The 22,334-nt window shown below is 38.4% G+C and carries 26 protein-coding genes and 1 riboswitch; of the genes, 19 read left to right on the plus strand and 7 right to left on the minus strand.

Annotated elements, in window-relative coordinates; all coding sequences use genetic code 11:
* Window positions 1-56: 56 nt before the first annotated feature.
* Together U5921_RS09275 and U5921_RS09280 are read left to right on the plus strand one after the other, a co-directional pair.
* On the plus strand, window positions 57-626 hold the full coding sequence (locus tag U5921_RS09275) for a hypothetical protein (protein WP_324822678.1): 570 nt from the start codon (window positions 57-59) through the stop codon (window positions 624-626).
* A 16-nt stretch (window positions 627-642) separates the two neighbouring features.
* Window positions 643-1,317 (plus strand): DUF3298 and DUF4163 domain-containing protein, encoded by a 675-nt coding sequence (locus tag U5921_RS09280; RefSeq protein ID WP_324822680.1) that lies wholly within the window; start codon window positions 643-645, stop codon window positions 1,315-1,317.
* On the opposite strand, the gene U5921_RS09285 is transcribed toward U5921_RS09280, so the two are convergent.
* The 3 genes from U5921_RS09285 to U5921_RS09295 all read right to left on the minus strand — a co-directional run bounded on the left by U5921_RS09285 (window position 1,314) and on the right by U5921_RS09295 (window position 3,873).
* Complete coding sequence (locus tag U5921_RS09285; RefSeq protein WP_324822682.1) at window positions 1,314-2,474, minus strand: SAM-dependent methyltransferase; 1,161 nt, start codon at window positions 2,472-2,474, stop codon at window positions 1,314-1,316. The genes U5921_RS09280 and U5921_RS09285 overlap by 4 nt on opposite strands.
* A 14-nt stretch (window positions 2,475-2,488) precedes the next feature.
* Window positions 2,489-3,205: a lysophospholipid acyltransferase family protein gene (locus U5921_RS09290; protein ID WP_324822684.1), complete on the minus strand. Its 717-nt coding sequence runs from the start codon at window positions 3,203-3,205 to the stop codon at window positions 2,489-2,491.
* A 116-nt stretch (window positions 3,206-3,321) separates the two neighbouring features.
* Window positions 3,322-3,873 (minus strand): N-acetylmuramoyl-L-alanine amidase, encoded by a 552-nt coding sequence (locus U5921_RS09295; protein WP_324822686.1) that lies wholly within the window; start codon window positions 3,871-3,873, stop codon window positions 3,322-3,324.
* Between the two features lie 210 nt (window positions 3,874-4,083).
* On the opposite strand from U5921_RS09295, the gene typA reads away from it, so the two are divergent.
* Complete coding sequence (typA, locus tag U5921_RS09300; protein WP_324822688.1) at window positions 4,084-5,895, plus strand: translational GTPase TypA; 1,812 nt, start codon at window positions 4,084-4,086, stop codon at window positions 5,893-5,895.
* 115 nt (window positions 5,896-6,010) lie between these two features.
* Here the strand turns inward: typA and U5921_RS09305 are convergent, their stop codons facing one another.
* Genes U5921_RS09305 through U5921_RS09320 form a run of 4 tightly spaced genes read right to left on the minus strand, consistent with a single transcriptional unit; the run spans window position 6,011 to window position 8,848 of the window.
* A complete protein-coding gene (locus U5921_RS09305) occupies window positions 6,011-6,772 on the minus strand; it encodes an ABC transporter ATP-binding protein (protein WP_324822690.1) in 762 nt (253 codons plus the stop codon).
* Between the two features lie 12 nt (window positions 6,773-6,784).
* Entirely contained in the window at window positions 6,785-7,798 is a 1,014-nt protein-coding gene (locus U5921_RS09310; protein WP_324822692.1) for an ABC transporter substrate-binding protein, read from the minus strand.
* Window positions 7,798-8,574: an ABC transporter permease gene (locus U5921_RS09315; protein WP_324822694.1), complete on the minus strand. Its 777-nt coding sequence runs from the start codon at window positions 8,572-8,574 to the stop codon at window positions 7,798-7,800. Before U5921_RS09315 ends, U5921_RS09310 begins: the two co-directional genes overlap by 1 nt.
* The gene (locus tag U5921_RS09320) at window positions 8,543-8,848 is read right to left on the minus strand and encodes a thiamine-binding protein (RefSeq protein ID WP_417765000.1); all 306 of its coding nucleotides are present in this window, start codon (window positions 8,846-8,848) and stop codon (window positions 8,543-8,545) included. The genes U5921_RS09315 and U5921_RS09320 overlap by 32 nt, the downstream gene beginning before the upstream one ends.
* Window positions 8,849-8,927: 79 nt before the next feature.
* Window positions 8,928-9,037, minus strand: a riboswitch (TPP riboswitch).
* A 165-nt stretch (window positions 9,038-9,202) separates the two neighbouring features.
* On the opposite strand from U5921_RS09320, the gene U5921_RS09325 reads away from it, so the two are divergent.
* The 16 genes from U5921_RS09325 to atpA all read left to right on the plus strand — a co-directional run bounded on the left by U5921_RS09325 (window position 9,203) and on the right by atpA (window position 22,334).
* Window positions 9,203-9,862: a chloramphenicol acetyltransferase gene (locus U5921_RS09325; RefSeq protein WP_324822696.1), complete on the plus strand. Its 660-nt coding sequence runs from the start codon at window positions 9,203-9,205 to the stop codon at window positions 9,860-9,862.
* Entirely contained in the window at window positions 9,863-10,351 is a 489-nt protein-coding gene (locus tag U5921_RS09330) for an HD domain-containing protein (protein ID WP_324822698.1), read from the plus strand. It begins immediately after the preceding gene.
* A gap of 163 nt (window positions 10,352-10,514) precedes the next feature.
* Window positions 10,515-11,087: a xanthine phosphoribosyltransferase gene (locus U5921_RS09335; RefSeq protein ID WP_324822700.1), complete on the plus strand. Its 573-nt coding sequence runs from the start codon at window positions 10,515-10,517 to the stop codon at window positions 11,085-11,087.
* Window positions 11,088-11,136: 49 nt separating this feature from the next.
* The gene (locus U5921_RS09340) at window positions 11,137-12,261 is read left to right on the plus strand and encodes a BMP family ABC transporter substrate-binding protein (protein ID WP_324822701.1); all 1,125 of its coding nucleotides are present in this window, start codon (window positions 11,137-11,139) and stop codon (window positions 12,259-12,261) included.
* A 45-nt stretch (window positions 12,262-12,306) separates the two neighbouring features.
* On the plus strand, window positions 12,307-13,824 hold the full coding sequence (locus U5921_RS09345; protein ID WP_324822703.1) for an ABC transporter ATP-binding protein: 1,518 nt from the start codon (window positions 12,307-12,309) through the stop codon (window positions 13,822-13,824).
* Between the two features lie 4 nt (window positions 13,825-13,828).
* On the plus strand, window positions 13,829-14,908 hold the full coding sequence (locus tag U5921_RS09350) for an ABC transporter permease (protein WP_324822705.1): 1,080 nt from the start codon (window positions 13,829-13,831) through the stop codon (window positions 14,906-14,908).
* Window positions 14,909-15,835, plus strand: a complete 927-nt coding sequence (locus U5921_RS09355; RefSeq protein ID WP_324822707.1) for an ABC transporter permease — start codon at window positions 14,909-14,911, stop codon at window positions 15,833-15,835. It abuts the gene before it with no gap.
* A gap of 345 nt (window positions 15,836-16,180) precedes the next feature.
* Window positions 16,181-16,354, plus strand: coding sequence for a zinc-ribbon domain-containing protein (locus tag U5921_RS09360; protein ID WP_324822709.1), 174 nt, complete (start codon window positions 16,181-16,183; stop codon window positions 16,352-16,354).
* 69 nt (window positions 16,355-16,423) lie between these two features.
* Window positions 16,424-16,954 carry a translation initiation factor IF-3 gene (gene infC, locus U5921_RS09365; protein ID WP_324822711.1) on the plus strand — a complete coding sequence of 177 codons (531 nt, stop codon included), beginning with the start codon at window positions 16,424-16,426 and terminating at the stop codon, window positions 16,952-16,954.
* A 103-nt stretch (window positions 16,955-17,057) separates the two neighbouring features.
* Window positions 17,058-17,600 carry a DJ-1 family glyoxalase III gene (locus tag U5921_RS09370; RefSeq protein WP_324822712.1) on the plus strand — a complete coding sequence of 181 codons (543 nt, stop codon included), beginning with the start codon at window positions 17,058-17,060 and terminating at the stop codon, window positions 17,598-17,600.
* 134 nt (window positions 17,601-17,734) lie between these two features.
* Window positions 17,735-18,655 (plus strand): LysR family transcriptional regulator, encoded by a 921-nt coding sequence (locus U5921_RS09375; RefSeq protein WP_324822713.1) that lies wholly within the window; start codon window positions 17,735-17,737, stop codon window positions 18,653-18,655.
* A gap of 211 nt (window positions 18,656-18,866) precedes the next feature.
* Window positions 18,867-19,559 (plus strand): F0F1 ATP synthase subunit A, encoded by a 693-nt coding sequence (locus U5921_RS09380; protein ID WP_324822715.1) that lies wholly within the window; start codon window positions 18,867-18,869, stop codon window positions 19,557-19,559.
* Window positions 19,560-19,599: 40 nt separating this feature from the next.
* Window positions 19,600-19,824, plus strand: a complete 225-nt coding sequence (atpE, locus tag U5921_RS09385; protein WP_324822716.1) for an ATP synthase F0 subunit C — start codon at window positions 19,600-19,602, stop codon at window positions 19,822-19,824.
* Window positions 19,825-19,841: 17 nt separating this feature from the next.
* Window positions 19,842-20,339 carry a F0F1 ATP synthase subunit B gene (gene atpF, locus U5921_RS09390; protein WP_324822718.1) on the plus strand — a complete coding sequence of 166 codons (498 nt, stop codon included), beginning with the start codon at window positions 19,842-19,844 and terminating at the stop codon, window positions 20,337-20,339.
* Window positions 20,323-20,826, plus strand: a complete 504-nt coding sequence (gene atpH / locus U5921_RS09395; RefSeq protein ID WP_324822720.1) for an ATP synthase F1 subunit delta — start codon at window positions 20,323-20,325, stop codon at window positions 20,824-20,826. Before atpF ends, atpH begins: the two co-directional genes overlap by 17 nt.
* Window positions 20,817-22,334 (plus strand): F0F1 ATP synthase subunit alpha, encoded by a 1,518-nt coding sequence (gene atpA, locus U5921_RS09400; protein WP_324822721.1) that lies wholly within the window; start codon window positions 20,817-20,819, stop codon window positions 22,332-22,334. Before atpH ends, atpA begins: the two co-directional genes overlap by 10 nt.

Here is a 22,334-nt window from a genome sequence, read left to right on the forward strand (position 1 = left end):
ATATAAATAGTATATAGTTTGCAATTCATAAAATAGCAAAGTTATGAGGTAGAAAAATGAGTACAATGAGAGATAGCATGATAGCTGAAAATGCCGTAATCAGTTCCATTTTTATTCAAAATGGAACCGGATACGTGACCATTACCTATACACAGTTAAATTCGGATCAAGCAATTGATGAAAATTTTTTAATTTTATTAGTAGGCAAAAATACAGTCATAAGGGATCAGTTTGGAAGGAGAAGCAGTTTAGAAAACCTAAAAGAAGATATGATAATTGATGCTGTTTTCTCATCTGCCATGACAAGGAGCAATCCGCCTCAATCAAGGGCATATTTGATACAGACTGTACAGGAAAATGATTCTTCACTGATTGAAGAAAGCCGTGTACTGAATGTAGAAAAATTCAATGGATTTTATTACATTTTAACCGGCTATGAGGATGATATTTACAGTCAAGTTAGGTATGTAGTCAGTGATGAGACAAAGATCAGAGATCGATGCGGAAAGGGGATTTCTGCAAAAGCGATAAAGCCGGGACAAATCGTACGGATTGAACGAGCTAATTTCCAAACAGCAAGTATACCTCCCCAGACAAGTGCACTTACAGTGCAGATATTATATTGAAAGGAGGAGGAGAAGATTGCAAAATAGTATAATTACAGAAAAAAATATGATTGTAGAAGAATCAATGGCGTACGACGGCGAAACCGTCTTGGTGTATCGCATTGAATACCCGCAATTTTATTCAAGCTTTTATATCATGACATTGAGCGACATTAATGATTTTTTCAAAACGAGAGCATTGGAGTATAAAGATTATATTACAACAGAGCTGTATAACATGGCAGTAGAACAGTATAAATATAGTGTTGAAAATGATTTTCCTATGATTCCATACGGTGCTTATGTGAACCATCAGATTACCTACAATAGCGGCTGCATATTGAGCTTATATTTTGATCAATATGTATTTATGGGTGGCGCGCATGGGAATACGGTTCGGTATGCTTACACCTTTAACTTACAGAACGGGTATAAGGTTAAGTTAAATCAGCTCTTTGGCTGCTACTTAGATTTTAAAAATTATATTTTAAGAATAGTAAAAGAGCAAATTAGTAAGCAGCCAGAATTATATTTTGAAAACTATGAATCACTTGCAACAGAAACGTTTGATGCGAAGAATTTTTATTGCACACCGGAAGGAATCGTCTTTTTTTATATGCAATACGATATTGCACCCTATTCCAGCGGGATCAGAGAGTTTTTAATTCCATATAATGAGTGTGTGATAGATCCGATCAAATTGTGCTCTTAACACAATTTGGAAATGGTAGGATTGACATTCCAAAAGCTGCAGAGTGTTTTAAATTCCTCTGCGGCTTGTTTCATTGCTGCTGTTTGCTGATTTTTCCTATTCACGTCAGAAACCGCACGAATCATAATATTTTTTGCAGTGTGTTCCAGACTTGTAAATTCAATCATGGATACATCGTAACCATGCTCCGTGAGCTTTAAAGCCCGAAGAGAATCCGTAAGAATCGCAGAGAATCGTTCTTTTAGAATACCTTGCTTTAAAATCGGAAAATTGATATCGTTGTGAATTTGAGAAAATAATTCATGCTGACAGCAAGGTACGGATAGGATGACCGATGCCTCCCAACAAACCGCTTTAATTAACGCAAAATCTGTAGCAGTATCACAAGCGTGAAGCGTTACGACCATATCAGCTTTTGCAGTTTCTTGGTATTCTGCGATATCTCCCATTTGAAAAACAAGTCTGTCATAATGCAGCTGACTTGCAATTTTATTACAAAAATCAATGATATCTTCTTTTAAATCAAGACCTATGATTGTAACATCTTTTTTTAATTTGAAATTCAGGTAATAATATAAGGCGAAAGTAAGATAAGCCTTTCCGCAGCCGAAATCAATAATCTTTGCCCTGTCAGGGAGATAGTCAATCACATCAGACACTATTTCTAAAAAACGGTTAATCTGACGGAATTTATTGTAATGTCTTTGAATTACTCGGCCTTCTTTTGTCATCACACCAAGATGAATCAAGAAATCACAAGGCTCTCCATCGGGGATGATATATTGCTTTTCTTGGTTGTGTGAAAGCTGAATATCCTCTTTTCTTTTACTGGGAGAGCTTTTTATTATTTTGAGCTTGTCCACTTTTGCAGCAAGAATTTGATAATCCGCATCCTCACAAAAAAGATTACATTGCTTAAAAGAATCTTTTAAAAGTTCAATACAAAAAGAGATACAATCTTCTTGTTTGAAATTTTTATGCGTTACTTTTTTTTCAAAATGATACGTTGCCTGGTAAGATAATTGATTACGTAAAAGAACGGGGCGTATGGTAACTTTTCGGTATAAAGTAGATTTATTTCTTACATTTCCAAAGCTTATATAAATTAATGTTTCTTGGGAAATGGATTGCTTAAGAAGCGAAATAAAATTTTGCATAAGATATTTCCTTTCTACTCAGGCTGTACGATTGTAGCAATCACATCGTGAATGTCTTCGCTGATTGATTTGGTATGCTCTTTTGTCAGTTCTGCAGTGGAAATCGGAGGTAAAATTGTAACATGAACTTTGGCCGGGTGAATCCAAAAACCTTGCTTTTCCATAGCCAGGTACGAGCCTTGAATGGCAATTGGCACGATAGGCGCTTTTGATTTTAAAGCACAGCGGAGTGCACCCGGTTTAAATTCACCCATTTTTTCGCCCTTGCTTCTTGTTCCCTCAGGAAAGATGATGAGAGATTGTCCTTCTTCCAGCATCTTCTGTGCATGGTTTAGACATTGCAGTGATTGCCGTGGGTCGTTTCGATCCATGAAGAGGCAATTAAAAAATTTCATCCAGGTACGTATAACCGGAAGCCTCTGCATTTCTATTTTTGCGACAATTGGTATAAGAGGGCCTAGCTTGCAAAGCAAAATAGGAATATCAAAATTACCCTGATGGTTTGACACGAAAAGTGCAGGAACATCAGGAAGATTTTCTTGTCCAGATACAGTGACCTGTACGCCTGCTGCTTTTAAAAGATTACTTGCCCAGGTCTGAACAGTGGATTTGATAATTGGGGCTGCCTTTTTTTCTTCACCTCGCTTCAGCATTGCTTCCACACGCTTCGTTCTAGGTAAGACAAAAACCAAATATAAAGCAAAATATAAAAACCATAAAATAGTACGCATTAAGTAATTTCCTTTCTGGTAAAGCTCTAAATTCAATAAGAATATTTTAGCAGTTCTTGTTTAAAAAGTCTACTACAGAGCCAGAAAAGCATTTTTCGAAGTGGGGTTATTTAGGCTTAGTATGAAAAGGATTCACTGAATCGAGTACCAAATAATTCTGCTAAAGATAAGGATAGATTTTTTGCAATGGCAGAAATATTCTCTTTGATCCATTGTGCGTCATCAAAGTTATCGTGGTAGCCGAGATTCACTAGCACTGCAGGGGATTTTGTTCTTCGCAGTTCTTCATATGCTACAGTTGGAATCTCAGTAATTAGATTGGAATTTGGATAAATAGTTGCTAGATTTTTTGAAATTGTTTCTGCGGCTTTTTTAGAATTTGGATCATAAGCATAATAATATACGTCAGGACCTTGAAGAAGACCGGATAAATTTTTAGGTGCGTTGGTTGAATGAATGGAAAGATGCAAATCTCGGAACCTTAAATTGGATTGCGCAATGACTTGGGCGAGACTGTCATTCGGATTATTTCGTTCAAAAATAATATTGCTTGCATTTAGGTAGGGTATCATAGTATCAACAATTAAGTTCATAATGCACTCTTCCGTGCCTCCGTTTATGTAAAGATTTTCTTCTTCAACAGAAGGGCTTAGATATACGCTTGGCATGATGGATTCTCCTTTTGAAATTTATAAAATAGTAAGGGATATGGTATAGTATGAAATATGAAAATAATTTGTGCGTAAACTTATTTTATGCTATACTAATTAAGTTTGAGAGAATTATTTCAAAAAAAAGGAAAATTAAGGTGTTTTATGTAATAAATACTATGGTTTTCTTTTAATATAAAAAAAGTTGTATAGAAAGCAGGGAATTGAATGGCAAGAAATCAAAAAATAATCAATGTTGCAGTGATTGCGCACGTTGATGCGGGAAAATCGACTCTGGTGGATGCGTTTTTATCACAGAGCGGAGTTTTTCGAGAAAATGAGGAAATGGTCGATTGCGTCATGGACAGCAATGACATAGAAAGAGAACGAGGAATCACAATTTATTCAAAGAATTGTTCCGTTATGCATGGTGATATTAAAATCAATATTGTAGATACACCGGGTCACGCCGATTTTTCTTCGGAAGTGGAGCGAATTATAAAGACAGTAGATACGGTAATTTTATTAGTGGATTCCAGTGAAGGACCAATGCCACAAACTCGTTTTGTCCTTCAAAAATCATTAGAAATGGGACTGAATCCAATTCTTTTAATTAACAAGATTGATAAAAAAGATCAAAGAGCTGTAGAAGTTGTTGATATGGTATATGAGCTGTTTATGGAGCTGGAAGCAAATGATAAGCAGTTGGATTTTCCGATTTTATATGGGATTGCGAAGCGGGGAATTGTGCAGTATGAATTAGATGATGAGGGAAAAGACATCATACCGCTTTTTGACACGATAACCTCTCATGTAGAACCTTATGATGATCTGACGGAGGAGCCTTTGCAGCTTCAAATTTCAACTTTGGCTTATGATGATTATATTGGACGGCTGGGAATCGGAAGAATTTACAAGGGAAAAGTAAAAAGCGGACAAGTTGTAAGCGTAACCAAAGAAGATGGCACGATTGCGAATCGAAAAATCAATCAAGTCTTTGTATATCGTGGCTTAAAACGAATGCCGGTAGAAGAAGCAGAATGTGGAGATATTGTAGTTGTTTCGGGTATTTCTGATATCAGTATCGGTGAAACGATCTGCAATGAAGGAAAAGCGAGTGCAATGCCTATGATACACATTGAAGACCCAACACTTTCTATGAACTTCATGGTAAATAAATCTCCATTTGCAGGGCAGGTTGGTAAATTTGTTACAACAAGACATATCAAAGAACGTTTAGAAAAAGAATTAGAAGTAAATGTAGGACTAATTGTAGAGCCGCTTGATTCTACAGATGGGTTTAAGGTTTCCGGAAGAGGAGAACTGCATTTGTCTATACTGATAGAAAACATGAGACGGGAAGGGTATGAATTGGCAGTTTCAAAGCCGGAAGTCATCATGCATAAGGGAGAAAATGGGAAAAAGATGGAACCGATTGAAGACGTGGTGATTGAGGTGCCGGATGAATATTCCGGAACTGTCATTTCTAAGCTGAATATGCGAAAGGGAATGATGAAATCCATGTCGGGAAAGGACGGGCGTTCCCGTTTGGAGTATGCCGTTCCGACAAGAGGTTTACTTGGATATCGAAGTGAATTTATCAATGATACGCGAGGAGAAGGAACTCTGGTAAGACGGTTTGATTGCTTTGAGGGATATAAAGGAGAGATACCGCAAAGAGTAAATGGAGTGGTCATTGCACAGGAGGAAGGTGTTACGACACCGTATGCATTGAATAATATCGGAGAGAGAGCAACGCTGTTTGTTGATCCTGGTGTTAAAGTGTATGAGGGAATGATTGTTGGTATGAACAGTCGAAATGAGGACATGATCGTGAATCCATGCAAGGCTAAAAAAGTTTCCAATATGCGGGCTGCTGGAAGTGATGATACGATTAAGTTGTCACCCCCCAGAGTTTTTACCTTGGAAGAAGCTTTGGAATTCATTGACGATGATGAATTAGTTGAAATAACACCGGATGATATCCGACTTAGAAAGAAACTTTTAAAAGAGCTGGAGCGACGCAGAGCGGGCAGATAACAGCGAAATTATGCAGTATACAAAATAAAGATAGATTAGATATTTCATTTCATTTAACAAAAGACTGTAATTTGATCAATGTCAAATTACAGTCTTTTGTATTTATATCATTTATTCAGTTTTTATCATTAATTTTTTTTATAATCTCGCGTTTCATGTCTATAAATTCTTTTGTTGTATAAAAATCAGGGCTGCGTCGGTTTTGTGAGTCCATTGACAATTCATGCGTAATTTTTCCGGGGAAACCGGACATGATATAAATTCGGTCGGAAAGTATAATCGCCTCATCAATATCATGAGTAATGAAAAGTGTTGCCGTCTGGTGTGCATCAATAATATTTGAGAACCATTGATGCATGGAGGTTTTAGTCAGTGTATCCAATGCGCTGAACGGTTCATCAAGCAGCATAATTCGATCAGAAAAAAGATAAGCGCGAAGGAGCGCTGCACGCTGTCGCATTCCGCCTGAAAGCTGAGAAGGATATTTTTTTTCGCAGCCGCTCAATCCGAATTCTTCAAAATATTGACTTGCCTGCTGATAAGCTTGCTTTTTCGGAATCCCCCTGAGAAGAAGAGGCATGCATATGTTGTGTAAAATAGTTTCGAATGGCAAAAGAAGATCCTTTTGCTGCATGTAGCTGACTTTTCCAGCCTGACCTGTTACTGCTTCGCCATAAATCTTTACTGAGCCGGAGTCCGGCTTTTCCAGTCCGGAGAGAATGTGAAACAGTGTTGTTTTACCAATACCACTGACACCGAGAAGAGACACCAGTTCTCCTTCGGCCACATTGACATAAATGTTTTCGATAATGCGTTCATTTTCATAGCTTTTACAGATAGATACAGCTTCCAAAGCTGTTATTTTTGGTGTATTCATAAAAAGCTCCTGTTATTGAGGAAGAAATTCATTTGTAAAACCGGAATGCCCTAGTGGAGAAGGAATTAATTTTTGCTCATACATCCAGTCATAAAATGCAATCCAGCGCTGCTCGTCAAAGCTTCCCCATTTTGTCTTTTCCGCCTTGTATTCTTTTGCGAGAAATTGCTGACTTGCAGTCACTAAATCTAAGGAAAGCTCAGGTACTGCATTCACTAGAATTTGAGCCGCATCTTCTGGATTTTCAATTGCATACTCGTATCCCTTTGCGGTTGCTTCCATGAATTTTTTAGAAGTCTCGGGGTTCTCCTTTAAAAAGTCATTGTTTGCGATGATAAGTGGTGTGTAAAAATCCAAGACGGGTGTTTCGTCGCTGAACTTAATAAAATTAAAGTCAACATTAGCTAGTCTTGCAGAAATAACGTCCCAAGCTTCATAAACCCATACGACATCAACATCACCTGAGCGGATTAAAGAAACGGAATCCGTAGCTGGTGCAGGCACGGTTTTGAGTTTGCTGTAGTCGCAGCCTGCATCAGTCATAGTTTGCTTCATAATTGCAAGCTCTGTGGGACTGTCCCAAGATGCATATGTTTTTCCTTCCAGTTTGGAGAAATCGTCAATTCCTTTTTCTTTTTCGGAAATTAAGCCTGATGTATTATGATCTATAATTGAGGCAACTGCGGTAATCGGCAAAGGGTTGTCGAGAGTAAGTTCGGTGCCTAAACCTTCTTGCACGTCAACGCCGAACTGCGCTTTGCCGCTGGCGACCAAGGCAGATGCGCCATTTTCCGGAGGTATGACAATTTCTACATCTAATCCCAAATCTTCATAATAGCCCTTTGCTTGTGCAACGTATACCCCGGTGTGGTTAGTGTTTGGTGACCATTCCAGTACAAAGGTGATTTTCTCTAAATGATCTGCGGAGCTATCCTTTGGATTGTTTGCACCGCAGGAAGATAGGATTAAAAGGAATGATAAGATTAGAATGAGTGCAGCTTGTTTTCTTATTTTTAAGTGTTTCATTATTCTTCTCCTTTGTTTAAGTATTTCCATGGCATAGATTTCTTTTCAATAATATCGACTAATTTCATGACGAGTAAACTTACGATGCTGATGAGGAAAATGACAGCAAACATTTTGTCAAAAGCATAGGATTTTCGCACGCGAGTCATATATACGCCTAGTCCCTGCAACCCGCCCAGCCATTCCGATATGACAGCTCCAACAACGGAATAGGTAGCGGCAACACGTAGACCTGCAAAAAAAGATTCCCTTGCTGCTTTTAATTTGACACGAAATAAAATTTGAAAAGAGCTTGCCCCCATACTTTCCAGTAAACGGATCGAATCGGGATCGACGGCACGCAGCCCGCTTAACGTACTGATTACAATCGGGAAAAAACAGGTTATAAAGATCAAGGTGATCTTTGGCGCAATTCCAAAGCCCATCCAAAGAACCAGCAGGGGAGCAATGGCAATAGTCGGTACGGTTTGTGTCAATACGATGACCGGATGAACTGCTTTGTATAACACAGAGAAATGATCCATGATGACAGCAATCAGAACACCGAAAAAAACACTCAGAAAAAGACCGATGACCGCTTCCTGAAAGGTGGTCACAGAATGCTGCATCAGAAGCGGAAAATCGGTAACAAGAGCATTGAGTACATCTTCCGGAGCAGGAAGCATAAAGGGGGGAACCCATTCCATCCGGCAGGTAAGCTCCCATAGAAAAAGGATAAGTGCCAGGAAAGAAATAGGATAAAGCTTATTGGTGATGCTTCGTAACTTTTTTGTCAATGCTCCATACCCCCGCATCCGGATTATAGAAAATTTTCACATAAGAAGCGACGCTTGGGGCCCCTGCACGTATACAGATAAGCTGACATTCTTTCACAATGTTCATAAGAGTATCGTAATCACCTTCTATAGTCGTTTCAAACGGACCGACATAGGTATTTAAGCCGGTCGATTTTATATAATCGATTACTTTGTCTACGACACGAATCACTTCTTCTCCCTCGACATCCGGTAATACTTGGATTGCAATGCTTGCTTCTGGTTGTTTCATCATAGTTTACTCCTTTATTTCTTATTCAATTGGATAGAATGCGTGAAACGTTAAAAAAATTGCGCAGGTTACCCTACGCAGAAAAACAAAAACGATATGTTCCTACGTTGGCATTATCCAAATCAGGTTGTGGGTCAGAAACGAGTCAGTTTCACTCTCAGCCGGATTCACCCAGCTCCCCATTTAGAATACTTTCAATTATAGAATAGACTCGATATGCGTGAAAGTCAATCATTTATCACAGATTATTAAAGAATGAAAATAAGCATGGAGAAGTGCATTTTAATAAAAAATCTGATACAATGTACGGAAGGAATGAGTAAACATCTTATTGGGAAGATAGAAGGAGTTTATTGCATGAATCAGGCAGAATTTCATTTGATAGATATGGAAAAATATGAACGGCGAGAGCATTTTGACTATTACATGAAAATGGTCCGCACCAATTATAATTTGACCGCTGATCTTGACCTAACCGCTTTCTATAAAAGGATTAAGAGTAAAAAAATTCAATTTTATCCGGCTTTTATATATGCCATAATCATGGGGATTAATCAGAATAAAGAATTTCGAATGCAGGTCGATGCAGAAGGAAGATTGGGATATTGGAATTTTCTGCATCCCTCTTATACGATTTTTCACGAAGATGATCATACTTTTTCCGATATATGGAGTGAATTTCATCCGGATTTTTTGACATTCTATAAAAATGCAACAGAGGATATGAAAACGTATCGGGGGGTAAAGGGTGTGAAGACAAAACCGGATAAGCCGCAAAATTTCTGCCCGATTTCAGGTGTCCCATGGCTTCACTTCACGAATTACAGCTGCGATACATTTACGGAGCCGCACATGTATTTTCCGGTGATCAGTTTTGGAAAATACATAGAAAAACAGGAGAAGGTAGAAATTCCTCTATCTATTTTTGTAAATCACGCGGTAGCAGACGGGTATCATTCATGCAAATTATTTAATGACATACAGAATATTGTAGAGAAAGCAGAGGAGTGGATTTAGATGGATCGGATTTTAAAGTTACAGAAGGAACTTTTGTATGTGATTGGAGAACAAGAGGGAAAGAAAAAGGAACGAGATCACAGCTTAGACTGGGAACGTGTTCATATGGCTAGTTGCGCCCGTTTAGGATATTTAATGGCACAAGAACGTGGACAGGATGCGGAGCTTGCTGCCTGCGCATGCAGCGTGCATGATTTTGGAAGGATTTTAACCGGCGAGCAGAAGGGACATGCAGAAGAAGGATACCAGCCGGTGAAGAAATTTTTATATGATTTAGATTTATTTACAGAAGAGGAAATTGACTTAATTTCATTGGCGGTAAAACATCACAGCAGCAAATCAGAGATTGGAAGCTGGATTGAAGAAATTGTAAAAGATGCAGATGTAGTGGACTGCTATCAATATGGCATGCCCCTCCTTCGTGACGAACAGAAAGTGCGCTATGATGCGTATATGAATCGGAATCAATATAGACAAACGGAAAGATAAGCGAATATTTAATCGAACGTTGTAGAATATTGTTCGTGTTTTCGACCATTTATTGGTTTTTTTATAGGAATTTATTCTGAAATATTGAGAAAACTATTTACGAAACCGAGTGACATTCATTATAATAATAAATAGGGTTTGCAGTAAAGAAAGGTGATAAAAAATGCAGCTTTTAAAGGATAGAATCATACAAGATGGAGTCGGAATCGGTACAGAGATATTGAAGGTTGACTCTTTTTTAAATCATCAGATTGACGTAGAACTTCTTGATCAAATCGCACAAGAATTTAAGCGTTTGTTCGGAGATCAAAATGTAAATAAGATATTAACAATTGAAGCTTCTGGAATTGCAATTGCATGCATCACTGCGATGCATTTCGGGAATTTACCAGTCGTATTTGCGAAAAAAACGTCTCCGAACACAATGACGGACGAATTTTACGGAGCAGAAGTAAAATCTTTTACAAAAGGAACGGTTTCGATTGCCAGAGTCGCTAAAAAATACTTACAAAAAGGTGATCGAGTGTTGATCGTGGATGATTTTCTGGCACATGGTGAAGCTGCGTTCGGAATGGCAGACTTAGTGAGACAAGCCGGAGGCAAAGTAGTTGGAATCGGAGCTGTTATTGAAAAGCAATTTCAGGGTGGGGCTAAAAAACTCAGAAAAGAAAGCTATCGCGTAGAATCCCTTGCGGTTATAAAGTCCATTAAGGACGGTAACATAGAATTTCTTTAATTAGAAATAAACTAAGGAAACAAAGGATAATGAAAGAAGGAGAGCGAATATGAAAAGAATTTTGGCACTGTTAATGGTTCTTGTGCTCGTGATGGGCGCATTTTCCGGTTGCGGCGGAACAACCAAAGAAGCAGAAGAGGAAGACGACGTACTGACAGTCGGATTCATTTATGTAGGACCGGCAAGCGACGGCGGGTTTTCGGAAGCGCAGGATAATGGAAGAATAGCATTAAAGGATCATTTTAAAGGAAAAGTAAAGACTTTAAAAGTGGAGAGTGTTGCAGAAGAATCCCAAGCAGTAAAAAGTGCTGCAATTAATCTGATGGATCAAGGCGCAAGTGTAATCGTAGCTACGAGCTTTGGATTTATGAATCCAATTGATGAATTGGCGAAGGAATACCCGGATGTCAAGTTCCTTCATTTCTCCGGAAATAAAATGAACGATACAAACTTTGGAAACTATTTCGGTGCAATGGAACAGCCGAGATACCTTTCCGGCATCATCGCTGGAATGACAACGAAGAGCAATAAGCTTGGATACGTTGCAGCTTATCCTTATACCGAACTTATTATTGGAATTAATGCATTTACTTTAGGCGCACAATCCGTAAACCCGGATGTGGAAGTAAAGGTTATTTATACAAACAGCTGGCATGACCCTGCGCAGGAAAAAGAGGCAGCGGAAGCGTTATTGGATCAAGGTTATGACGTCATCGCACAGCATTGTGATACAGCTGGCCCTCAGATTGCAGCAGAAGCAGCAGGTGCTTATGCAATCGGTTATAATATGGACAGCAGTTCTGCTGCGCCTGGAGCTTATTTAACAGCACCGGTATGGAATCACGGAGCATACTACATTGATCAAATTCAGAAAATCATGGACGGAACTTGGACCCCGGGTGCTTATTATGGTACAATGGCAGACGGATACGTACAGCTTGCTCCGTTGACAGATAATGTTTCTGCGGAAGCAAAGGCTAAAGTTAAAGAAGTTCAGGCTAAGATTGAATCCGGTGAGTTCAATGTCTTCTCAGCTGGAGATAAGGATGTATTATACAATGACGGAAGTGTTATGATTCCGGCAGGTACTTCTTTGGACCGCGATTCGATTTGGGGAATTTCAAATCCGGATACTGCTATGACGAAGCTTGTGAAAGGTGCGACCGGACAATAATCTAAGAATATTTGTTGCTAGAGTAAACACATCGGAGGGCTTTTTATGAAGCAGGAAATCGCAATCCAAATGCGAGATATTTCGAAAACATTTGGTGAGGTAAAAGCAAATGAAGATGTGAACCTAACTGTATATGATGGAGAAGTACATGCACTGCTCGGTGAAAATGGGGCGGGAAAAAGTACTTTAATGAACATGCTGTCGGGGATCTATACCCCCGACAGCGGTTCTATTTCTATCCACAATAAGCAGGTTCACTTTACATCACCGAAGGATTCCATTGCACTGGGAATTGGTATGATCCATCAGCACTTTAAATTAGTAGAGGTGTTAAGTGCAAAAGAAAATATTATTTTAGGCGAAAAGAACGGCTTTTTTACAAAAGGAAAAGAATTAAGCCGAAAGATCAGAGAGATTTCTGACCGCTATGGACTGGATATCGACCCTGAAAAAAGGGTGTATGAGATGTCTGTAGGGGAGAAGCAGACACTGGAAATTATTAAGGTGCTCTATCGGGGAGCAAAGATATTAATCATGGATGAACCGACGGCTGTGTTGACGCCACAGGAGATCAAACGGCTGTTTCAAATCATTCGAAATATGAAAGAAAAGGGTTGTGCGGTTGTTATTATCACGCACAAGCTGAATGAGGTAATGGAAATCAGTGATCGCATTACCGTTTTGAGAAAGGGAAAATCAGTGGAAACTGTAGAAACTTCTAAGGTAGAGGTTCCTAATTTGATTGAAATGATGGTCGGGAAAAAAGTAAACCTATCCATCAAAAAGAAAGAGATTGAAAATAAGAAGGTTCTGTTAGAGGTGGACAATCTGCGTGTTGTCAATCAGGAGAAAAAGAATGCGTTGGATGAAGTCAGCTTTTCTTTGTACGGCGGAGAAATTCTTGGTGTTGCCGGAGTGGCCGGAAGCGGGCAGAAGGAACTTTGTGAAACGCTTGCAGGACTTGTTAAAGCAGATAAAGGACGTATTTTCTTTGAAGGAGATAATATCGTAGGAAAAACACCGAGAGATATTATTCAGCTTGGAATTCGTATGGGTTTTATTCCCGAAGACCGACTGGGAATGGGTCTTGTAGGAACCATGGATATTGTGCACAATATTATTTTAAAAGACTATCAAAAACAACCGGGCTTATTTTTAAAGAGAGAAGACAGTACTGCCAAAGCGAATAAGATTGTGGAACGGCTGGATATTCAAACACCAAGCATTTATACCGAGGTAAAAAAGCTTTCCGGAGGAAACATTCAAAAAGTTCTTTTGGGAAGAGAGATTGATTCCGAACCAAAGGTGCTGATTACAGCTTACGCAGTACGGGGACTTGATATCGGTGCGTCTTATAAGATTTATGATTTATTGAATGAGCAAAAAGAAAAAGGTGTCGGTGTCCTTTTTATAGGAGAAGATTTGGATGTTTTAATGGAGCTATGTGACCGTGTTATGGTACTTTGCAATGGAAAGATTACGGGTATTGTCAATACAAGTGAAGTAACAAAGGAAGAAGTCGGTCTGCTTATGACCGGAGGTTCCTTGGAAAAGGAGGCATAGGCTTATGTTAAAGGTAAATAAAAGAGCAGAGCTTCCAAAAAACAGGGAATCTATCATTCGGATTGGAGCAATTCTATGTTCGATCATCTGCGCCGGACTTGTGCTTGCAATTATGGGGTTTAATCCGGTTCAAATATTTCGGGAGATCATGCTGGGAGCTTTTGGAACGCAGATGAGAATGCAACAGACCGCAGTGAAGGCAATTCCTCTTATAGTGACTTCGCTGGGTATTCTGGTTGCATTTAAAATGAAGTTTTGGAATATTGGAGGAGAAGGACAAATTATGATGGGAGCATTTGGTGCTGCATTGGTTGCATTAAATTTGCCGAATACTCTTCCGATGCCGATTATGCTGTTATGTATGGCAGTTGTAGCAATTCTATTTGGTGGCATATGGGCATTTATCCCTGCTTATTTTAAGGCAAAATTTAATACGAATGAAACGATTTTTACTCTGATGATGAACTATATTGCCATCAAATGGGTGACTTATTTGCAATTTGGACCTTGGAAGGATCCAGCTTCACAAGGATTTCCAAGAATTGCAACATTTTCAGAAAATGCAGTACTGCCAAAGCTATTTGGCGTTCACATTGGCTGGGTGATTGCCTTAATTTTAGTTGTACTTATTTATATATTTATTAATCACACGAAAAAAGGTTATGAAATTACAGTTGTAGGAGAAAGTTTGGAAACAGCACGCTATGCGGGAATGAATATTAAATCCATTATTATTAGTGCGATGTTGATTTCCGGGGGACTTTGTGGTCTGACTGGTATGATTCAGGCTTCAGCAATAGAAAAAACATTAACCGCAAATATTTCTAATAATTATGGATTTACTGCAATTATTACAACTTGGCTTTCCCGTTTATCTGCACCGGTGATCTTAGCGGTATGCATCATTTTTGCGGGCTTGCTTCAGGGAGGTGCATATTTGCAAATTGCAATGCAGGTTCCGGCTTCGGTAGCGGATATGATTCAAGGAATTATCCTATTTTTCGTATTAGGAAGTGAATTTTTCCTGCAATATAAAGTTTCTTTTACAAAATCAGAGAAAACGACAATTAAGGAGGTGGCATAAATGACCCCATTTTTAATTGCTGCGGTTGGTGCGGCCATGCCACTGCTTTATGCGACACTGGGAGAACTGATAACAGAAAAAGCAGGCAACCTCAATCTAGGTGTAGAAGGCATGATGCTGATGGGAGCGGTCATTGGATTTTCCGTAGGACTTCATACAGGAAATCCTTATTTAGCTCTGCTTGCGAGCCTTGCAGCCGGTGCAGCCGGTGCGGCGATCTATGCTGTTCTTACGGTTTCTCTTATGGCAAATCAAGTGGTCACAGGACTTACACTTACGATCTTTGGTACGGGGTTTTCAAGTTTTGTTGGTGAGGGATTTATGGGAACAGCAGCTCCTGCCGCAATTAAATCCCTTTCAGTGAAAATTGCAATTCCCGGACTGTGTCAGATTCCGGTTTTAGGACAAATATTATTTTATCAAGATATATTAGTGTATGTTGGATACCTTTTGGTAATTGCAGTAACAATTTATTTGAATCAAACGAAGCTGGGATTGAATCTGCGTGCAGTTGGTGAAAATGCGGCAGCTGCAGATGCTTCCGGTATCAATGTCGCTTTTTATAAATATGCACATATCATTGCTGGGGGAGCGATGTGCGGTCTTGGTGGTGCCTATATGTCTTTGGTTACGGTTCCTGTTTGGCAGGAAAATGTAGTAGCAGGCAGAGGCTGGATTGCTGTTGCGCTGGTTATCTTTGCATCATGGAAGTCCTGGAAAGCTTTGGTAGGTGCTCTCGTATTCGGAGGTCTTAATATTTTGGGATTGCGTTTGCAGAGTATGGGAATTCATATTTCACAGTATTTAGTAGATATGCTTCCTTATGCGGCAACGATTCTAATCGTAATTGTCAGCACGAGGAAAAATAGAAAAGAAGATATGAATCCTGCCGATTTAGGTGTATCTTATTTTCGTGAGGAACGTTAAATTTAGGAAGAATATCAAAATTTATTTGAGAGAAGCAGACTATAGTCTGCTTCTCTTTTTAGGATCTTTTAATCACTCAAAAGCATGAGGTTAAATCTTAGATAAAATAATATAGATATGACATAATACTTTAATTTTTGCAACAAAATTTTAGAAATTCATAAATATTTTCTGAATCTTACTTGATTAATTTAAATTATTATATTATAATCAAAGAACTGATATAGATTTTATTAGTTATTTTTATTAGTTATGGATTAATTAATTATGGATAACACTTCTTTGATTTATTTAGAGAGATGTTTCTGATTTTGAAATCCCGAATAAACAAAGGAGATTCGTGTTATGGCTGACAAGACAATTACGTGTAAAGATTGCGGGGCAGACTTTATTTTTAATGAAAGTGAACAGGCATTCTATAAAGAGAAGGGATTTGAAAATGAACCCCAGAGATGTCCTGCTTGCAGAAGAGAAAGAAAACAACAAAGAAATAGAAGACCGAGTGGAAATAGATACTAATACAGAATTTATTTCAAGTATAAAAGTGGATTCAATGATATCCACTTTTATTTATATGTAAAAAACTATATGGAGGTGTTTGGCATTAAAAAAAATGGATTGTTAATTAATGAGGAGATTAAGGACAAAGAAATTAGGCTGATTGATATGGACGGCACGATGTTGGGGATAGTACCTGTTTCGGAGGGCTTGGAATTGGCGGCACAAAGAGATTTGGACTTGATAAAAATTTCCGCGAATGGAGTTCCGCCTATCTGTAAAATAGCTGACTATAATAAGACTATGTATGAACAAGCTAAAAAAAAGAAAGAAGCAAAAAAAAATCAAAAGGTTGTAGCTTTAAAAGAAGTAAGACTTTCTGTTAAGATCGAAGAACATGACTTGAATCTTAAAATCAAGAATGCTTCTAAGTTTTTGTCGGGAGGCAATAAGGTAAAAGTAAGTATACGTTTTAAGGGAAGGCAGCAAAAATATAAAGAGGATGGAGTAGGAGTTCTTACAAGATTTGCGGATGCAATCAGTGAGGTTGGTGATATTGAGAAGGCCCCTTCCATCGAAGGAAGAACGATGATTATGATTGTAAGCCCGAAAAAGAAATGAGATTAGAAATTTAGGCGTCTCCATGTTTTAAATGGAGACGATGTAAGAATATAGAAAGGAGAAGATATAATGAGCTTTTAAGGTTCATTATAAAGGGATTAAGATGTGTGTTTATGTACATTTAGCAAATGGATTTGAAGAAATTGAAGCGATAACAGTTGTAGACGTTTTAAGAAGAGCTTCTGTTGCGGTTCAGACTGTATCTATTGGTAAAGAAAAAATGGTTACCGGTGCACATGGCATTCGTGTGGAAGCAGATTTGCTTTTTCAAGATGCAGATTATCGATTATGCGAGATGCTTGTCTTTCCAGGGGGAATGCCGGGAACTTTAAACTTGAAAGAACACAGCGGCCTGAAAGAAAAGGTGATCGCTTTTAATGAAAATAAAAAGTGGATTGCTGCTATCTGTGCAGCACCGATGATTTTGGGCGAGTTGGGTATTTTAAAAGATAGAGAGGCCGTTATATATCCGGGAATGGAAAAACATTTAATTGGTGCAAAAATAACGGCGCAGCGTGTAGTACAGGCAGAACATATCATTACGGCAAAAGGTCCCGGAACAGCGATGGAATTCGCATTAAAGCTTGTAGAGCTTTTAACAGATGAAGAAACCAAACAGAGTTTGAAAGAGGATATGGTCATATAAGGGATGGTTTTAAACCATCCCTTATATATTTGTAATATAATTGCAAAATTTTTTTTTATATTTTATCATTGTAGTATAAAAAAAATCTATATATAATAATAAAGTTAGACAAATTGAAGCCAAGGGAGAAGCAAATGGGCAATAGCAGAGACTTATATAAAGAAAACTTTTCAATTAGCTTTGAATCTTATAAGGTTTTTTATCATGTTGCGACTTTATCGAGTACGACACAAGCAGCAGAAGTTTTGTTTTTGACACAGCCTGCGGTCAGTAAATCCATTCATAATTTGGAAGCAGAACTGGGATGCAGCCTTTTTAACCGTACACAAAAAGGAATGGTGTTGACAGAAGAAGGTAAAATTTTATATAAATATATTTTAAATGCATATAACAGCATTATGATAGGTCAAAAAAAATTATGGCAGATGATTAATATGGAGAATGGGATCATTCGGATTGGTACTGATGAAATGACCGTATATTTTGATCTTTTACCGAAGTTAGAAGCATTTAATGACAAACATCCGAAAATAAAAATGGAAGTGATGAGCTACAATAGGCAGGGATTAATAAGAGGAATTAAGGATAGTGAAATTGATTTCGGCGTGGTCATGCTTGAAGACGAAAAATTTGAAAATATTGAAATTCATGAGTTAAATGCCGTACAATATAGTTTTATTGTCGGCCCAAAATATAAAGAAATGATAAAGAAAAAGTGGAAATTAAACGAAATTGTTCAGTATCCAATTATTTCTCTTGAGAAAGATATGAGTGCGAGAAAACATATTAATGATTATTTTCTTGCAAATGGATTGCTGTTTCATCCAGATATTGAGCTCACCACAACTTCTTTAATCGTACCTTTTACAGAACGGAATTTAGGAATTGGTATTGTAGCAAAACATTTCGCAGAAGACTCGATTAGGCAGAAAAGATGTTATGAAATCAACGTTTCTCCTGCAATTCCAGATCGCAGAGCCTGTGTATTAAATGGGAAAAAACAGTCGATTTCATTAGTTGCAAAACAGTTCCTGTCCGATATTTTTTTAGACTGAGGGATGAAAAAAAGTTATAATCGGCATAAAAATTATTTATTTTACAAAAAACTATATATCCACTATCATTGTTCTAGTGTCGAACAATGCCAGGATAGAATGCAAGAAAGCATGGAATCATAGAGGTAACGTTAACGCGGAGCTTCTATTTTTTTGAGGAAATTTTTAAAAATTATGATTGGCAGAAAAAAAGGAAAGGGGTTGATAAGCTTTGGATACACTATCAGAGGAGTTGATACGCAGATTAAATACGGAAGTTTGTTTTGAAATCCCTATTTTTGGTGGCATACCCATTTACCAAAGCGTGGTTGCTACATGGGGAATTATGGCTTTTTTAGTTGTAGGTTCTGTTTTTTTGGTTCGAAATTTAAGTGTTGTTCCGGGCAAAAAACAGCTTGCTTTGGAAATTGTGGTCGGCGGATTCTTAAAAATGTTCAGTGAAACTTTAGGAGAAACTGGAAAACAGTATGCTCCTTATTTGACAACTGTATTACTCTATTTAGGAATTGCGAATTTGACCGGAGTAATTGATGTGGCACCACCAACAAAGGATTTGAATGTGACAGCGGCTTTAGCCCTGATCAGCATTGTTTTGGTTGAGTATGCGGGAATTCGAGCAAGAGGGATAAAAGGGTGGGCTAAAAGCTTTGCGGAACCGATGCCAATTATTGCACCCATTAAGATTATGGAAGTTTTTATGAGACCTTTGTCGCTCTGCATGCGAATGTTTGGAAATATTTTAGGAAGCTTCGTTGTGATGGAGCTGTTGATGCTTGTTGTTCCGGTAATTATTCCGGTTCCATTCAGTCTGTATTTTGATTTTTTTGATGGACTTGTGCAAGCGTATGTATTTGTGTTTTTAACCTCTTTATTTATAAGAGAAGCAGTTGAAAAAGAAGAATAAAAATCGGTAGATGCCGTGAGAAAAAGGAGAGTGTATTATTATGACAACATTAATTGCAGTTGGAGCAGGTCTTGCAGTATTAGCAGGTTTGGGAGCTGGGCTTGGTATCGGTATTGCCACATCAAAAGCTGTGGACGCAATCGCAAGGCAGCCGGAAGCAGAAAATAAAATTAGAAACACCCTGATTTTAGGCTGTGCACTTGCAGAAGCTACTGCGATTTACGGTTTTGTAGTGGCAATTATGATTATTATTTTCCTAAGGTAAGTGCGGAGGCGAGAAGAATGACAGGATTAAATTGGAGCTTTATTTTTACCGTGATTAATTTGATCGTTCTTTATGCTTTGATGCAGAAATTTTTATATCGCCCTATTTCAAATATTATGGAGCAGAGAGAAAAATTAATTCAGAATCAATTAAATTCGGCTAAAGATACAGAAAAAGAAGCATTTGAATTAAAAGATAAATATGAGAATTCTTTATTAAATGCACAAAAAGAGGCAGATTCGATCATCAATCATTCGAAGATTCGTGCACAAGAAGAGTATGATTTGATATTGCAGAATGCAAATGCTGCGGCAGAACAGGTAATGAAAGAGACCACAAAAACCATCGAAATTGAACGGGAAAAAACGATGCAGAGTATTTCTGATGAAATTGCGGCCTTGACTGTTTCGGCTGCTGAAAAGGTGATCGGAAAACAAGGAAACGGTGCTTTCGACCAAAACATGATAAATGAATTTTTAAAAGAAGAAGGTGCTTTCAGTGAAAAGAGAGAGTGACAGCTATGCAAGAGCACTTTTTGATATGGGAATAGAAAAGAAGCGCATCGAAGAGAGCTGGAACTTATATAAAGAAACTCCGGAATTGAAGAAAGCGCTCAGCAATCCTTCTGTTACAAAAGAAGAAAAGCATAAAGTGATTGATTTGCTTTTTCCTGAACCCATGCGTAACTTTTTGAAAGTGCTTTGTGACAATGGGAAGATAGATCTTTTTAAAAAAATCTATGAGTCCTATGAAAAAATGGATATGGACAGTAAAAATGTTTTGACAGCAGAAATGATTTATGTAACAGAACCATCAGCAGAGCAGATTGCAGATATAAAACGAAAATTAGTGTTAAAATACAACAAGGACAGTGTAAAGTTGGAGATGAAGCAGGACGCATCGTTAGTCGGCGGATTTATCCTTAGGGTCGATGACCAGGAATATGACTATAGTGTCAATGGGCGGCTCGCTAGACTTTACAAGAAACTTGCATGGAGGTGAAAGATTTGGGCAATCTTTGTGCGGAAGAAATTCTTTCAGTATTAAAGAATGAAATTGAACATTATGAAGATAAATCGCAGATGCAGGAAGTGGGTACGGTTATTCGTGCAGGAGATGGTATTGCGACTGTTTACGGACTTTCACGTGCAATGTATGGTGGACTGGTAGAGTTTGATACCGGTGTGAAAGGCATTGTTCAAAGTTTGGAAGAAAAAACAGTTGGCATTGTGCTGCTTGGCTCCGAGCATGGGATTATAGAAGGTTCAAAGGTGAAACGTACCGGTGAAAGAGCGTCTGTCGGAGTTGGAGAAGAGTTAATTGGACGCGTTGTGGATGCGCTTGGAAATCCGATTGATGGAAAAGGTAAAATTAAGACGACAGAAAAGCGGCCGATTGAGAATCCGGCACCCGGAGTTGTGGAACGTAAATCCGTTTCTGTGCCTATGGCAACCGGAATTTTAGCCATTGATTCCATGTTTCCGATTGGAAGAGGACAACGTGAGCTGATTATTGGAGATCGACAAACCGGCAAAACATCCATTGCAATCGATACGATTTTGAACCAAAAAGGAAAAGATGTGGTTTGCATTTATGTTGCAATCGGTCAGAAATCATCGACTGTTGCGCAGATTGTGAATACCCTTTCCAAGTATGATGCAATGGAATACTCCATCGTCGTTTCTGCATCCGCAAGTGAACTTGCACCGTTGCAATACATTGCGCCTTATGCAGGCACTGCAATAGCAGAATATTTTATGTATCAGGGGAAAGATGCCCTGATTATCTATGACGATTTGTCTAAGCATGCGGTCGCATATCGTGCGATGTCACTGCTACTGAAGCGTCCGCCCGGAAGAGAAGCTTACCCAGGCGATGTATTTTATTTACATTCCAGATTGTTAGAACGTTCAAGTCGTTTGGATGAAGAACATGGAGGCGGTTCAATTACCGCATTACCGATTATTGAAACTTTGGCTGGCGATGTTTCTGCTTATATTCCGACCAATGTAATCTCTATCACGGATGGGCAGATTTTTTTAGAAAGTGAATTGTTCTTTTCCGGCGTAAGGCCTGCGGTTAACGTGGGGCTTTCGGTATCTCGTGTAGGCGGAGCAGCGCAGACAAAAGCAATGAAAAAGGCTTCGGGTAATTTACGTATTGATTTGGCACAATATAGAGAAATGGAAATATTCACACAGTTCAGTTCTGATCTAGATGCATCGACGAAAGAACAGTTAGATCATGGGAGTCGCTTGATTGAAATGTTAAAGCAGCCTTTGAATCAGCCGATGAGTCTTCATGCAATGGTGTTTTCTCTTTGTGCGGCTAATCAGAAACTTCTGTTGGATGTGCCTCTAAAAGAAATCAAAGAATTTCAAAGCAGGATGCTGGCTTATATGGAAAAAGAACATGAAACATTAATACAAAAAATAGAACAGGAAAAAGTTCTGACCGAAGATATGATTGAAGAGATTATAACTGGTATCAAAAAATTCAAAAGTAGGTGA

The sequence above is a fragment of the Sinanaerobacter sp. ZZT-01 genome (genome assembly GCF_035621135.1).
Classification (GTDB): Bacteria; Bacillota; Clostridia; order Peptostreptococcales; family Anaerovoracaceae; genus IOR16.

Coding starts and splice junctions, on each gene's coding strand:
- U5921_RS09275 (WP_324822678.1), top strand. CDS start 57: ATGAGTACAATGAGAGATAGCATGATAGCTGAAAATGCCGTAATCAGT.
- U5921_RS09285 (WP_324822682.1), bottom strand. CDS start 2,474: ATGCAAAATTTTATTTCGCTTCTTAAGCAATCCATTTCCCAAGAAACA.
- U5921_RS09290 (WP_324822684.1), bottom strand. CDS start 3,205: ATGCGTACTATTTTATGGTTTTTATATTTTGCTTTATATTTGGTTTTT.
- U5921_RS09295 (WP_324822686.1), bottom strand. CDS start 3,873: ATGCCAAGCGTATATCTAAGCCCTTCTGTTGAAGAAGAAAATCTTTAC.
- typA (WP_324822688.1), top strand. CDS start 4,084: ATGGCAAGAAATCAAAAAATAATCAATGTTGCAGTGATTGCGCACGTT.
- U5921_RS09305 (WP_324822690.1), bottom strand. CDS start 6,772: ATGAATACACCAAAAATAACAGCTTTGGAAGCTGTATCTATCTGTAAA.
- U5921_RS09310 (WP_324822692.1), bottom strand. CDS start 7,798: ATGAAACACTTAAAAATAAGAAAACAAGCTGCACTCATTCTAATCTTA.
- U5921_RS09320 (WP_417765000.1), bottom strand. CDS start 8,848: ATGATGAAACAACCAGAAGCAAGCATTGCAATCCAAGTATTACCGGAT.
- U5921_RS09325 (WP_324822696.1), top strand. CDS start 9,203: ATGAATCAGGCAGAATTTCATTTGATAGATATGGAAAAATATGAACGG.
- U5921_RS09330 (WP_324822698.1), top strand. CDS start 9,863: ATGGATCGGATTTTAAAGTTACAGAAGGAACTTTTGTATGTGATTGGA.
- U5921_RS09335 (WP_324822700.1), top strand. CDS start 10,515: ATGCAGCTTTTAAAGGATAGAATCATACAAGATGGAGTCGGAATCGGT.
- U5921_RS09340 (WP_324822701.1), top strand. CDS start 11,137: ATGAAAAGAATTTTGGCACTGTTAATGGTTCTTGTGCTCGTGATGGGC.
- U5921_RS09345 (WP_324822703.1), top strand. CDS start 12,307: ATGAAGCAGGAAATCGCAATCCAAATGCGAGATATTTCGAAAACATTT.
- U5921_RS09350 (WP_324822705.1), top strand. CDS start 13,829: ATGTTAAAGGTAAATAAAAGAGCAGAGCTTCCAAAAAACAGGGAATCT.
- U5921_RS09355 (WP_324822707.1), top strand. CDS start 14,909: ATGACCCCATTTTTAATTGCTGCGGTTGGTGCGGCCATGCCACTGCTT.
- U5921_RS09360 (WP_324822709.1), top strand. CDS start 16,181: ATGGCTGACAAGACAATTACGTGTAAAGATTGCGGGGCAGACTTTATT.
- infC (WP_324822711.1), top strand. CDS start 16,424: ATGGAGGTGTTTGGCATTAAAAAAAATGGATTGTTAATTAATGAGGAG.
- U5921_RS09370 (WP_324822712.1), top strand. CDS start 17,058: ATGTGTGTTTATGTACATTTAGCAAATGGATTTGAAGAAATTGAAGCG.
- U5921_RS09375 (WP_324822713.1), top strand. CDS start 17,735: ATGGGCAATAGCAGAGACTTATATAAAGAAAACTTTTCAATTAGCTTT.
- atpE (WP_324822716.1), top strand. CDS start 19,600: ATGACAACATTAATTGCAGTTGGAGCAGGTCTTGCAGTATTAGCAGGT.
- atpF (WP_324822718.1), top strand. CDS start 19,842: ATGACAGGATTAAATTGGAGCTTTATTTTTACCGTGATTAATTTGATC.
- atpA (WP_324822721.1), top strand. CDS start 20,817: ATGGAGGTGAAAGATTTGGGCAATCTTTGTGCGGAAGAAATTCTTTCA.